This is a genomic window from Ensifer aridi (assembly GCF_002078505.1).
GTDB classification, from domain to species: Bacteria; Pseudomonadota; Alphaproteobacteria; order Rhizobiales; family Rhizobiaceae; genus Sinorhizobium; species Sinorhizobium aridi.
On record NZ_LUAV01000011.1, the window covers coordinates 69,533 to 81,050 of the forward strand.

14 protein-coding genes are annotated in these 11,518 nt (G+C 62.5%); 8 read left to right on the forward strand and 6 right to left on the reverse strand.

Annotated elements, in window-relative coordinates; genetic code table 11:
• Positions 1 to 23: 23 nt before the first annotated feature.
• The 3 genes from AYK65_RS09520 to AYK65_RS09530 form a co-directional block, all read right to left on the reverse strand.
• Entirely contained in the window at positions 24 to 776 is a 753-nt protein-coding gene (locus AYK65_RS09520; RefSeq protein WP_081158276.1) for a phosphodiester glycosidase family protein, read from the reverse strand.
• Between the two features lie 238 nt (positions 777 to 1,014).
• On the reverse strand, positions 1,015 to 1,710 hold the full coding sequence (locus AYK65_RS09525) for a 4Fe-4S dicluster domain-containing protein (RefSeq protein WP_081158229.1): 696 nt from the start codon (positions 1,708 to 1,710) through the stop codon (positions 1,015 to 1,017).
• A gap of 107 nt (positions 1,711 to 1,817) precedes the next feature.
• Positions 1,818 to 3,392 (reverse strand): trimethylamine methyltransferase family protein, encoded by a 1,575-nt coding sequence (locus AYK65_RS09530; RefSeq protein ID WP_026613732.1) that lies wholly within the window; start codon positions 3,390 to 3,392, stop codon positions 1,818 to 1,820.
• Positions 3,393 to 4,017: 625 nt separating this feature from the next.
• Between AYK65_RS09530 and AYK65_RS09540 the strand changes: the two genes are divergently transcribed.
• Positions 4,018 to 4,716, forward strand: a complete 699-nt coding sequence (locus tag AYK65_RS09540) for a corrinoid protein (RefSeq protein ID WP_026613731.1) — start codon at positions 4,018 to 4,020, stop codon at positions 4,714 to 4,716.
• A gap of 108 nt (positions 4,717 to 4,824) precedes the next feature.
• Here AYK65_RS09540 and AYK65_RS09545 read toward each other — a convergent pair whose 3' ends face one another.
• Positions 4,825 to 4,983, reverse strand: coding sequence for an entericidin domain-containing protein (locus AYK65_RS09545; RefSeq protein ID WP_026613730.1), 159 nt, complete (start codon positions 4,981 to 4,983; stop codon positions 4,825 to 4,827).
• Between the two features lie 39 nt (positions 4,984 to 5,022).
• Between AYK65_RS09545 and AYK65_RS09550 the strand changes: the two genes are divergently transcribed.
• Both AYK65_RS09550 and AYK65_RS09555 read left to right on the forward strand, forming a co-directional pair.
• Positions 5,023 to 5,643 (forward strand): DUF1638 domain-containing protein, encoded by a 621-nt coding sequence (locus AYK65_RS09550; RefSeq protein ID WP_026613729.1) that lies wholly within the window; start codon positions 5,023 to 5,025, stop codon positions 5,641 to 5,643.
• Positions 5,644 to 5,850: 207 nt separating this feature from the next.
• Positions 5,851 to 6,663: a formyl transferase gene (locus AYK65_RS09555; RefSeq protein ID WP_172401988.1), complete on the forward strand. Its 813-nt coding sequence runs from the start codon at positions 5,851 to 5,853 to the stop codon at positions 6,661 to 6,663.
• 78 nt (positions 6,664 to 6,741) lie between these two features.
• On the opposite strand, the gene AYK65_RS09560 is transcribed toward AYK65_RS09555, so the two are convergent.
• Both AYK65_RS09560 and AYK65_RS09570 read right to left on the reverse strand, forming a co-directional pair.
• Positions 6,742 to 6,894: an entericidin gene (locus AYK65_RS09560; protein ID WP_081158230.1), complete on the reverse strand. Its 153-nt coding sequence runs from the start codon at positions 6,892 to 6,894 to the stop codon at positions 6,742 to 6,744.
• 406 nt (positions 6,895 to 7,300) lie between these two features.
• Entirely contained in the window at positions 7,301 to 7,780 is a 480-nt protein-coding gene (locus AYK65_RS09570) for a BA14K family protein (protein WP_081158232.1), read from the reverse strand.
• 325 nt (positions 7,781 to 8,105) lie between these two features.
• On the opposite strand from AYK65_RS09570, the gene AYK65_RS09575 reads away from it, so the two are divergent.
• The 5 genes from AYK65_RS09575 (at position 8,106) to AYK65_RS09595 (ending at position 11,517) form a co-directional block, all read left to right on the forward strand.
• Positions 8,106 to 8,408 (forward strand): virulence factor, encoded by a 303-nt coding sequence (locus AYK65_RS09575; protein WP_046120794.1) that lies wholly within the window; start codon positions 8,106 to 8,108, stop codon positions 8,406 to 8,408.
• Positions 8,401 to 8,985 (forward strand): methylenetetrahydrofolate reductase C-terminal domain-containing protein, encoded by a 585-nt coding sequence (locus AYK65_RS09580; RefSeq protein WP_026613724.1) that lies wholly within the window; start codon positions 8,401 to 8,403, stop codon positions 8,983 to 8,985. Before AYK65_RS09575 ends, AYK65_RS09580 begins: the two co-directional genes overlap by 8 nt.
• Positions 8,982 to 10,073 (forward strand): methylenetetrahydrofolate reductase, encoded by a 1,092-nt coding sequence (locus tag AYK65_RS09585; protein WP_046120793.1) that lies wholly within the window; start codon positions 8,982 to 8,984, stop codon positions 10,071 to 10,073. The genes AYK65_RS09580 and AYK65_RS09585 overlap by 4 nt, the downstream gene beginning before the upstream one ends.
• Before the next feature lie 141 nt (positions 10,074 to 10,214).
• A complete protein-coding gene (locus AYK65_RS09590; protein ID WP_026613722.1) occupies positions 10,215 to 11,177 on the forward strand; it encodes a methyltetrahydrofolate cobalamin methyltransferase in 963 nt (320 codons plus the stop codon).
• A gap of 1 nt (position 11,178) precedes the next feature.
• Positions 11,179 to 11,517: a hypothetical protein gene (locus tag AYK65_RS09595; RefSeq protein WP_026613721.1), complete on the forward strand. Its 339-nt coding sequence runs from the start codon at positions 11,179 to 11,181 to the stop codon at positions 11,515 to 11,517.
• The last annotated feature ends 1 nt before the right edge of the window (position 11,518 follow it).

Sequence of the window (11,518 nt, forward strand, 5' to 3'; positions counted from 1 at the left end):
CGATCTATTCTTCGCGCCGCGGTTCAGCTCGGAAACCGGGCAACGACGGCGATGATCGGCCCCAGCGGAAACAGCCGGTCATGCCGGTTGATCTCGGGCGCGTAGAGGCTCGAAATCGTGCCGTCTAGGAAAAGCGCGTTCGGACAGCCGAGCTCGTCGCGAAACAGCGACGCGAAATCATGGAAGCGCACCGGCCGCTTCGAAACGGCGAAGACCACCTCGCCCGAAGCCGTCACCCCGACGCCGTTGCGGGTTTTCAGGCTGTCGCTGTCAGGCAGGAAGCGCGGGTGAAGCGCACCGTCGGTGACAAGCATCGGCCCCGACTGCGTCGCGAAGCGCGGCTTGATGCCGGCGGCACGATAAGCCTCCGCCGCCATGACGCCCGCCTTGCCGTCGCCGACATAGAAGACGCCGTTCGGCAGCATGTGGAAATTGCCCCAGCCCGGATTGGTGTTGAGCGACGCCTGCTCCGTCCCCTCTTCGACATGCAGGCCGACCGGAGAAAGGTCATCGTGATACATGCCGCCATTCATGGCGAAGACGAGATATTCGCCGCGTTGACGCAGTTCGAGCGACAGTGCCTTGAAGGATCTGAACGGCACACCCGCCTGATCCTTGTTGTAGAGGCGAATGTCGCTCGCCGCCGGATCGAAGCTGCAGGCGATATAGGCCTGGCCGAGATGGTTCACGTTACGGCAGGCGGCGAGTGCCGGCTCGGCAAGGCTCGCGGAGAGAATGGCGGCCCCGGCAAGGAGAGAACTGGGAAACAGCGGCATGATTCGGAACTCGAGTGGAATCGTCATGGACAGCATCGCATGGATTGCGGCGGATTAATGCGCGCCCGCAGATGCGTCCGTTTCTCTTTTTCGACTTCAACGTTGTTCACGGCGCAGACGCGCCGTAGCTGGATTCCTATGATAAGCACAGGAATCCAGCAGCGCCGCGTCTACGGCGCGAGAAACTCTGACCAAAGTGCACAGCGACAGGTGGTTTGCGCAGCGGAACATCGCGCTACTAAAGGCCAAGCGCCGCCATATGGAAACCGATCTGCGCTGGCGGATAGCGATAGTCTCGCCCCAGCGGGCACATCTCGCGCGAACGACAGCCATCGGCGAGGCAGCCGCTTACCCCGGCATTCGTCCTCAGATGGGCGCGGCAGCCGCCAACATCAAATGTGCCGGACGCCAAAGCATCCGCCGGACAGGCGGAGATGCACGGCCTTCCGCAGCTATTACATGCGTGATGGGCCGCCGCCTCGCCCGTCGCCGGCATCGCGCAACCGAAACCGAGCGCGCCGCGATAGCCGTGCCAGAGGCCGTATGTCGGATGAATAAGAATGCCAAGTGGCGACGGCTTAAGCCCTTCGGCACGCATCGCCCATTGCTGGAAAGGCTGCCAGGGCGGATCGGATGGGAAATAGGCCGTGGCGCCCACTGCCTTCGCCACCGGCAGGATCGTCTCCTTCGACCAATTATCGAGCGGATCGGCACCGCCGCGATCCCGCTGCCCTTCGCGCCAGCGGCTGAACGGCTCCCACATCGAACCGCCGATATTGCCGATGAGGACGACGCTTGCGGCGGGCGGGCCGCTCTTCAGCTTCGGCGCCGCTTCGCCGGGCGCGAATGTGACTGTTCCGCGCAAAAAAAGACCGTGCGGCTTGAGTGCCGCACGGAGCGTTTCGACGAGCTTTTCTGTCGGGGGAACCGTCATTTCGGTTTCGGTCCCTGAAGTTCGTAATGCGGGCGCCAGACCTCCTTCTGGATCATGTCGGCCACCTGCGTCCTGCCGCCTTGCTCCCTGGCGCGTTCGGGAGCCTTTCAGGTGAAGGCGTCCGGCATCGAGTCCTTGCGCTTGGCGATGTATTCCTTGAGCGCCTCGTCGATCGCCGGATCGAGATAAGGCGCCTCGTAGTGCTCGAGCCAGGAGCGGGCAAGCGCATTGGCGCGCTGTTCGATCCGCTTCTCGCCTTCGATCTCCCACTGCTCGAAGGAGTTGTTGTCGGCGAGCGGCGAACGGTAGAAGGCGGTCTGGAAGTTCGCCTGGGTATGGGCGCAACCGAGATAGTGGCTTCCCGGACCGACTTCGCGGATTGCGTCGAGCGCCTGGGCGTTTTCGGAAAGGTCCACGCCCTCCGCCATCTTCTGCATCATGCCGAGCTGGTCCTGGTCGATCATGAACTTCTCGTAGGACGAGACGAGGCCGCCTTCGAGCCAGCCGGCCGCATGCAGCACGAAATTGGTGCCGGCAAGCAGCGTCATGTTCAGCGTGTTCGACGACTCATGCGCGGCTTGCGCATCCGGAACCTTGGAGCCGCAGAGCGAACCGCCGGTGCGGAACGGCAGGCCGAGGCGGCGAGCAAGCTGCGCGGCGCCGTAGGAGACCAGCGACGGCTCCGGCGTACCGAAGGTCGGCGCGCCCGACTGCATCGAGATCGAGGCGGCGAAAGTGCCGAAGAGCACCGGCGCGCCCTTGCGGATGAGCTGGGTGAACGAGGCACCGGCGAGCACTTCGGCAAGAATCTGCGTCAGCGTGCCGGCAACGGTCACCGGGCTCATCGCGCCGGAAAGGATGAAGGGCGAGAGCACGCATGCCTGGTTATGGCGTGCGTAAACCTTGAGCGCGCCCACCATTGTCTCGTCGAAGACCATCGGCGAGTTGGCGTTGATGAGGTTGAGCGTCACCGTGTTGTTCTCGACGAAATCGTCGCCGAAGACGATCTTCGCCATGGCGATCGTGTCTTCGGCGCGTTCCGGTGCGGTCACCGAGCCCATGAAGGGTTTGTCGGAATAGCGGATATGGCTGTAGACCATATCGAGATGGCGCTTGTTGACCGGAATGTCGACGGGCTCGCAGACCGTGCCGCCCGAAGAATGCATCGAGGGCGCCATATAGGCGAGCTTCACGAAATTGCGGAAATCCTCGATCGTCGCGTAGCGGCGGTTGCCGTCGAGGTCGCGCACGAAGGGCGGACCATAGACCGGTGCGAAGACCGTCGCCTTGCCGCCGATATGAGCGTTGCGCTCCGGGTTCCGCGCATGCCAGGTGAAGTTCGACGGCGCGGTCTTCAGGAGTTCGCGGCAAAGACCCTTCGGGAAATGCACGCGCTGGCCGCGCACGTCGGCACCGGCGGCTTTCCAGAGCTCAAGCGCCTCGGCGTCGTCGCGAAACTCGATGCCGATCTCCTCGAGCACGATGTCGGCATTACGTTCGATGAGCTGCAGGCCTTCCTCGTCAAGCACCTCGTATTCGCGAATCTTGCGTTGGATATAGGGCAGAGACGGTCCCGGACCACCGCCGGTGCGGGATGCCCGGCGCGCCGCCGCTCCCCGCCCCTCGCCACGCGCGCGGCGTCCGCCGCCTTCGACCGCGCCTTGTTCTGTCACGTCGCTCATTCGCTCGTTCCTCTCCCGCAGCGCCCCGCGCATAATGCGTGAAGGACGCTGCAACACTTTGACTAGGTGGGCGCATAATGCTTCCCGCGGGTGAAATCCAGCGGTCGGCACCATGCACCCGGCATCGATTTGGCCTAATGCTACCAACGCGCCGGACCGGTACGGGTCTCAATGCGCCAAGAGGTGGCGCATCTTAGACACTCGCGCCGCGGTCGTTCCATTCGCCTCAAGAGCGCCAGCTCGTCGACCTTGGTGGAGCGAGGCCCCGGAAACAACACTCTACAGCGCCGTGCGTCTTATCAGACGCACAAAGAACGCCGTAGCACTTTGAATTGCTGCATGTTTTTGTCCTTAAATCGGGGACGATTTAAGGAAACATGCAGTAAAGCCTTGAGCTGTTGCATAATTTTACCACGCCGCCGATACCGAACCGCGAGATAATGCGTTACGACAGGGGAGCGGGGGGATTTGCGCCGGGGCGTCGTCGTTTTTCATCATATGCGACGTCGCTTTCGAAAAGAGTTTTTTAGATGTGGCCCGCTAAGGATTGGGGAACGCGTCCGGATTGCGCCCTCTCGTGCCGCCCCGCGCGAAATGCTTATGCCAGGAACCGAGGAACCCTACTATGGCAGACGATGAAATCATTCTCGAGGACCTTTCCGACGAGGAACTCGTGCAGCAGATGCATGACGACCTTTATGACGGTCTCAAGGAGGAAATCGAGGATGGCACGCGCATCCTCCTAGAGCGCGGCTGGACGCCTTACGACATCCTCACCCAGGCGCTCGTCGAAGGCATGCGCATCGTCGGCATCGACTTCCGCGACGGCATCCTCTTCGTGCCGGAAGTGCTGCTCTCGGCCAATGCGATGAAGGCCGGCATGTCGATCCTGCGGCCGCTCCTTGCCGAAACCGGCGCGCCGAAGCTCGGCAAGATGGTGATCGGCACCGTCAAGGGCGATATCCATGACATCGGCAAGAATCTCGTCGGCATGATGATGGAAGGCGCCGGTTTCGACGTCGTCGACCTCGGCATCAACAACCCGGTCGAAAACTATCTGGAGGCGCTCGAGCGCGAGCAGCCGGATATCCTCGGCATGTCGGCGCTGCTCACGACCACCATGCCCTACATGAAGGTCGTGATCGACACCATGAAGGAAAAAGGCCTGCGCGACGACTATGTCGTTCTCGTGGGAGGTGCGCCGCTCAATGAGGAATTCGGCAAGGCGGTCGGTGCCGACGCCTATTGCCGCGATGCGGCGGTCGCCGTCGAAACCGCCAAGGATTTCATGAAGCGCAAGCACAACAGGCTCGCGGCCGGCTGAGCCTCGCAACTGCGAAAGATAAAAGCCGGCTGCGCGGATGAAAACGGCAGCCGGCTTTCTTATTTGAATGCGATGAGATGGCGCGCGGATGAGCGCGCTGCTCAATTGTCAGTTTGCGGCCCTGGCGACCCGGCGTCCGGCTCCTTCTGTCGCGTTCACGGCGTTTGCAGTATCCTGCCCCATGCCGCGGATCGTGTTTGCGCAGGAAGTCAGGGTTGCGAGCGCCACAATGACGGCGCCGATCATCGCGATGAATTTTGTTGTCATGACCATGATTCCTTCATGTTGCTGCAAGGCGGAATAAAGATGGAAAATGCAACGGCGGCAAGAGAACGTGCACAACCAAAGAAAGTTCATGTCATTGGTTGCGGCGCCATCGCGCGCGAGATTCTTGCCGTCTGCGAATCAAATGGGCTCGATCATATCGACCTGAACTGTCTGCCCGCCATCTGGCACAACACGCCAGAAAAGATCGTCCCCGGCCTGCGCGAGGCGATCGCCAGGGCACGCGCGGAGGGCTTCGAGCGCATCTTCATCGCCTATGCCGACTGCGGCACCGGCGGCCTCCTTGATCGGCTTTGCGAAGAGGAAGATGTCAAGCGCATCCCCGGCCCGCATTGCTATTCCTTCTTCGCCGGCAATGCGGATTTCGCCAAGCGCTGGGACGACGACATCAGCGCTTTCTTCCTCACTGATTTCCTCGCCCGCCAGTTCGAGGCCTTTGTTATCGAACCGCTCGGCCTCGACCGGCACCCTGAACTGCGCGACATGTATTTCGGCCATTATCGCAAGCTCGTTTATCTCTCGCAGGTGGAGGACGAGGCGCTGCAGGAGAAGGCTCGCCGCGCCGCCGAGGCGCTGGGGCTTGAATATGAATACCGCTACACCGGCTATGGTGATCTGACGCGATCGCTGATCGAGGCCTGACTGATTCCCGCGAACGGCGGACAGAGTGACACGACTTCACCTTCCTCCCCTCTAAAGAAAGCAGCGTCATTCACGGTGCGTAAATCTCCAATGCCTGCGTTAAGGTCACCGTAAGCCATCTCGGCATATTGCTCGCACACGACCAAGGCTTCGGTTGCCGCTCCGGCAATACCGGCTACCGCCAGCATGAACGGGGTTGCGAGGATGATGGACATCACCAGCCAGCCAAACGCAGGGCAGACGCCCGCGAAACCGGCCGGCGGCCGCATCGTCGTGATCACCGCGGGCGGCGACAATCCGAATGTCATGATCAACGCGCTTGCCGCGCATTTCGACGACGTCGTGGTCCTGCAGGAGCAGCCGGAGTCGAAGGCGGTCTTCGTCAAGCGCCGCGCCCGTAAGCTCGGCTGGATCACGGCCTCGGGCCAACTCGCGACCATGATCGTCTCTCGTTTCGGCAAGCACTTCACCCGCCGACGCGCGGCGGAGATCCTGCGCGAGTACGGCGTTTCAGCAGCGCTCGATCCGGCGCTCCCCGTCCATCGGATCGGCTCGATCAACGATCCGGAATCCCACGTCCGCCTGAAGGCGTTACAGCCCGCGGTCGTCTTCCTCATCAGTTGCCGCATGCTGAAGGCGGAAACGCTTGCCTCGATCGCTTGCCCGGTCCTGAATTTCCATGCCGGCATCAACCCGCAATATCGCGGCCTGATGGGCGGCTACTGGGCGGTCGTGAGCCGCGATTCCGAGAATTTCGGCGCGACCGTTCATCTCGTCGACGAGGGAGTGGACACTGGTGGCATCCTCTACCAGTCACGACAAGTGCCGGGCTGCGCCGACACGATGCACACCTACCCGCTGCTCCAGACTGCAGCCTCGACCGGCATTGCAGTCAAAGCCGTAGAGGATGCACTGACCGGACGCCTCCGGCCCGTCGACGTTATGGCGCCATCCCGGCAATGGTACCATCCGCCGATCTGGACCTGGCTTTGGAACGGGTTGCGGTGTGGAATCTGGTAGGTGGCGCGATGACGATAAGCCGGCAGAGCGTGTTTATTCCGCTATTGCAGGCCGACCCGAGTGCTTCGATGCGGCACCTTACTGCGCCCCTGCCCTCAGCACCTTTCTCGTCGCACTATCGACCGCGACGCCGGTCTGGGCGCTGTCCTGCCTGAACCCGCGCGCGGTATTGGCACAGGACGAAAGTGCGAGAAGTGTCACGCAAAGGATCGTGATAACAGCCTTTGGCATCGTCAACTCCGTATCTCCGCAATTCTAAGGAAATGATGCGCGTCCCCGCTAAATCAAGCTGGCGTTGTCTCTAGGGAGCATCTGAGAGAATATTAGCGCTTCGTCACATCCAATCGATGATTGGAGCATTACGATGACCCGCAAATCGCTAGTCGCAACCGCGATCGCCCTTCTGACGCTCGCGGGATGCATGAGCAGCCAGTCGGCCCAAAGAAATACCGCCCCTCCGCCTCCGAGCAGTTCCGGCGCTGGTACCGGCACTTCCGGTGCGCCCAGCGGCGGCATGGGCGGCGGTGGTGCCCAGGGAAGCGGAAGCGCCGGTTATTGATGGGCGCCCGCTCGGCAACCGTTTTACCTGATAAGCCAAGACCGCCCGCAAGGCCGCGCGGGCGGTCTCCCATCGCCCTTAGTAGTAAGGCGAGTAGCACTGCTGCCGCGGACCGCCATAAGGCTGGTAGGAGTTATCCCAGGCGCGGTACGAGCGGTATCTGGAATAGCACCAGCTTACGTGGCGCGAGAGGAGACCCGATCCGGTATAGCGAGGTGCCGCATAGCGCGGCTCGACGTAACGTGGCGGCTGCGCGATGGCGCCGCCGATGACCATCCCGGCTCCGAATGCCGCCAGGGGGTACCACCAGCCGTCGCTGTGCCGGCGATAGCCATGGCGGTGATAGCGGTAGCCGCGATGGCCGTTATACCAGCCGTAACGAGGACCATGACCGTACCAGCCACGGCGCGGCGGTGGTCGGTGCCAGCCACGGTGGTCGACCAGTTTTACGTCGTGCGCCTGCGAGGCGGAAAGGGTTACGACAGGCATGGCCTGCACAGGCGCGTAACTCGTGAAAGCCGTCATAGCGGCGAGGAAAAGGATCCCAATCTTCTTCATCTGCACACCTATCAGTTTAGGATAGGAGCAGATTTCATGCTTTTACGTGAACTGACCATGAATGCCAACTTCATGATATTCTAAGACAATATCCCGGCGCCGAGGATGAGCGCCGCCGCTTATCCGTGAACGGCACTTGTCTTACACATCGGCAACCGCCAGTCGCCAGCGATGAATTACACGTCCCTCCTCGGATTGCCGACCACATGGCCGCGCGGTGACGCCGCGGTGGAGCGTCGTTTTTGGACATATCCGACGTCGTGGCAAGGTGAGCCACCTTAAATGGACATGCGCATTGTCGCCTTTAGAGGAGACCAGAAATCCGATGGCAGATCGCATAATCGTCTACTGGCGCGACATTCCCGCGCAGGTCATCATCAAACAGGGCCGCAAGAGCGCAAAACGCGAGCTTTCGCTGCGCTTTACCGAGGCGATCGACATGTGTGCCATGCGCACTGGCGCCGCCGAGACGGACGACTACCTCGCCGAATGGCGCAAGGCCGATCCGGTACCGGTCTCGGACGATCTCGAGGCGGAAGCCGACAAGGCGGCGGCCGAACTGGAAACAGCCTACGACAAGGAGCGGCTCGTCGCGCTCGTCAAGGCCGGAGGGCGTGAAAATGCCTGATCCGAAAGTCGTCACCGGCAACGCCCAGCCCGCCAGGAAAGCGGCAAGCGGCGCCTACATTCCGACGAATGTCTCACCCAGCCGACGCTCGCGCCACAAATACACCGTCCGGCTCTGGGCCGTACGGCATTCGCGGTTCCTCGAATGGTTCTACAACCGCTTCGCCGACATGTTCCTGAAGCTCCACCCGCTTTGGAACGCCATCGGCTACGGCCGCGTTGAACGGCCGGTGACCTTCGTGGAACGCCACGTAAAGGGTTTCCTCTTCGACTGTCGCATGTGCGGCCAATGTGCGCTCTCCTCGACCGGGATGTCCTGCCCGATGAACTGTCCGAAGCAGTTGCGCAATGGCCCGTGCGGAGGCGTGCGCGCCAACGGCAATTGCGAGGTCGAGCCGGACATGCCCTGCGTTTGGGTGCAGGCGTGGAAGGGCTCGCAGAACATGGTGAAAGGTGATGCGATCATGAACGTGCAGCCGCCGGTCAACCAGTCGCTGCGTGAAACGTCGGCCTGGCTGCGCGTGACCGCCGAGGCTGCGGCCCGCCGCGAGGCGGAGCAGAAGGAGGGCCAGCAATGAGCCCGGACATCAACCCGCACGATCCCGGCGCGCCGCTCGATCCCCTCCCCGGCCACTCCTCGCGCGGCCGCCTTGAGCGCGTGCTCCGGCGCGGTGAGTTTGCCGTCACGGCCGAGCTCAACCCGCCGGACAGCGCCAATCCGCAGGACGTTTACGAGCGTGCCGCGATCTTCGACGGCTGGGTGGACGGCATCAACGCGGTCGACGCCTCGGGTGCCAATTGCCACATGTCGTCGGTGGGCATCTGCGCGCTGCTGACCCGCATGGGTTATGCGCCGATCATGCAGATCGCCTGCCGCGATAAGAACCGCATCGCTATCCAGGGAGACGTGCTCGGCGCCTCCGCCATGGGCGTGCAGAACATCATGTGCCTGACCGGTGACGGCGTGCAGGCGGGTGACCAACCGGGCGCCAAGCCCGTCTTCGACCTCGACTGCATGTCGTTGCTCGAAACGGTGCGCATCATGCGCGACAATTCGAAGTTTCTCTCCGGCCGCAAGCTGACGACGCCGCCGCAGGTCTTCCTCGGCGCGGCGATCAATCCCTTTGCGCCCCCCTACGACTTCCGGCCCTACCGGCTGGCGAAGAAGATCGAGGCCGGTGCGCAGTTCGTCCAAAGCCAATATTGCTTCGACGTGCCGATGTTCCGCGAATACATGAAGAAGGTGCGCGACCTCGGCCTGCATGAGAAATGCTTCATCCTCGTCGGCGTCGGACCGATGGCGTCGGCCAAGACCGCTCGCTGGATTCGCTCCAACGTGCCGGGCATCCACATTCCCGACAGCGTCATCAAGCGGCTCGAAGGTGCTCAGGACCAGAAGAAAGAAGGCAAGCAGCTCTGCATCGACATCATCAACGAGGTGAAGGAGATCGAGGGCGTTTCCGGAGTCCATGTCATGGCCTACCGCCAGGAGGAATATGTGGCCGAGATCGTTCACGAGTCCGGCGTGCTGAAGGGCCGCAGACCATGGAAGCGCGAGGCCACGCCGACAGATGCGCTGGTTGCAGAACGGCTCGAGCATCTGCGTGAAGGCATCGAGGAAAATCAGCAGCAGATGGCGGAGGCCGCGGCTCATCATCCGCACTGAGCTTTCGACCCGGAGGGGGCCGCCAATCGTGCCGTCCTTCGATTAGAAGAGGAAAACCGGCGCCAGGTACGCCTGGCTGCCTTACAAACACGAAACGGGCCTATTACATAGCCCCACGCTCCAAGGATCAGAGGATCTTATATGACCCGTACCATCGTCGCCTCCGCCACCCGAGAGATCGTCATCGGCTTCGACCAGCCCTTCTGCGTCATCGGAGAACGCATCAACCCGACCGGCCGCAAGAAGCTCGCCGCCGAAATGATCGAAGGCAACTTCGAAACGGTCATCAAGGACGCGCTGGAGCAGGTGGCCGCGGGCGCCACGATGCTCGACGTCAATGCGGGCGTGACAGCTGTCAACCCGAACGAGACCGAGCCGCCGCTCCTCGTCAAGACGCTGGAGATCGTACAGGGCCTCGTCGACGTGCCACTGTCGATCGACAGTTCGGTGACGGCGGCGATCGAGGCAGGCCTGCGCGTTGCAAAGGGCCGGCCGCTCGTCAACTCGGTTACCGGTGAAGAGGAAAAGCTGGAGGCGATCCTGCCGCTCGTCAAGAAATACGACGTCCCTGTCGTGGCGATTTCCAACGATGAAACCGGTATCTCGATGGATCCGGATGTGCGCTTCGCCGTCGCCAAAAAGATCGTCGAGCGCGCCATGGATCACGGCATCAAGCCGCACGATATCGTCGTCGACCCGCTCGTCATGCCGATCGGCGCGCTTGGCGATGCTGGCCGGCAGGTCTTCGCGCTTCTGCGTCGCCTCCGCGAAGAGCTCAAGGTCAATACCACCTGCGGCCTCTCCAACATCTCCTTCGGCCTGCCGCACCGCCATGGCATCAATGCCGGCTTCATCCCGATGGTGATCGGCGCTGGCATGACCTCGGCGATCATGAACCCCTGCCGTCCGCAGGAGATGGAGGCGGTGCGCGCAGCCAACGTGCTCAACGGCACCGACCCGAACTGCACCAACTGGATCATGACCTATCGCGACCACAAGCCTGCGGAAGGTGGCCATGCCGTGGCGGCGGCTGCCCCGGCGGGCGGCGCCGGACGGCGGGGTGGACGTGCGGCACGCGCCGGCGCTGCCGCAAGGACGGAGTAAGATGGCGAAGCACCGTTCCCTTGCCAGCGATCTGGCGGCGCTCTGGTTCCAGGCGCCGATGGTCATCGCCGCTCGCACTCAAGCCATGGCTGTTGCGGCCATGACAGGGTCCGCAACCGACTATGTTGAGGCAAGCCGGATGGTCACGGAGAAGATGGCGGCCGCCGCCGAAAGCGTCGTCGCCTGTAATGTCGCCTTGGCAAAGGAAGGCATGGGCGCGGCCGCGGCGTTAGCCCTCGGCAAGATCGGACCCGGGGCCGGTCACAAGCGGATCGCGGCAGCGGCACTTCGCCCCTATGCCAAGCGCGTGCGGGCGAATGCCCGCCGCCTCTCGAAATAGC

Coding starts and splice junctions, on each gene's coding strand:
- AYK65_RS09530 (WP_026613732.1), bottom strand. CDS start 3,392: ATGAGCGACGTGACAGAACAAGGCGCGGTCGAAGGCGGCGGACGCCGC.
- AYK65_RS09595 (WP_026613721.1), top strand. CDS start 11,179: ATGGCGAAGCACCGTTCCCTTGCCAGCGATCTGGCGGCGCTCTGGTTC.
- AYK65_RS09550 (WP_026613729.1), top strand. CDS start 5,023: ATGGAAAATGCAACGGCGGCAAGAGAACGTGCACAACCAAAGAAAGTT.
- AYK65_RS09580 (WP_026613724.1), top strand. CDS start 8,401: ATGCCTGATCCGAAAGTCGTCACCGGCAACGCCCAGCCCGCCAGGAAA.
- AYK65_RS09570 (WP_081158232.1), bottom strand. CDS start 7,780: ATGAAGAAGATTGGGATCCTTTTCCTCGCCGCTATGACGGCTTTCACG.
- AYK65_RS09555 (WP_172401988.1), top strand. CDS start 5,851: ATGGACATCACCAGCCAGCCAAACGCAGGGCAGACGCCCGCGAAACCG.
- AYK65_RS09560 (WP_081158230.1), bottom strand. CDS start 6,894: ATGCCAAAGGCTGTTATCACGATCCTTTGCGTGACACTTCTCGCACTT.
- AYK65_RS09520 (WP_081158276.1), bottom strand. CDS start 776: ATGCCGCTGTTTCCCAGTTCTCTCCTTGCCGGGGCCGCCATTCTCTCC.
- AYK65_RS09575 (WP_046120794.1), top strand. CDS start 8,106: ATGGCAGATCGCATAATCGTCTACTGGCGCGACATTCCCGCGCAGGTC.
- AYK65_RS09590 (WP_026613722.1), top strand. CDS start 10,215: ATGACCCGTACCATCGTCGCCTCCGCCACCCGAGAGATCGTCATCGGC.
- AYK65_RS09525 (WP_081158229.1), bottom strand. CDS start 1,710: ATGACGGTTCCCCCGACAGAAAAGCTCGTCGAAACGCTCCGTGCGGCA.
- AYK65_RS09585 (WP_046120793.1), top strand. CDS start 8,982: ATGAGCCCGGACATCAACCCGCACGATCCCGGCGCGCCGCTCGATCCC.
- AYK65_RS09540 (WP_026613731.1), top strand. CDS start 4,018: ATGGCAGACGATGAAATCATTCTCGAGGACCTTTCCGACGAGGAACTC.
- AYK65_RS09545 (WP_026613730.1), bottom strand. CDS start 4,983: ATGACAACAAAATTCATCGCGATGATCGGCGCCGTCATTGTGGCGCTC.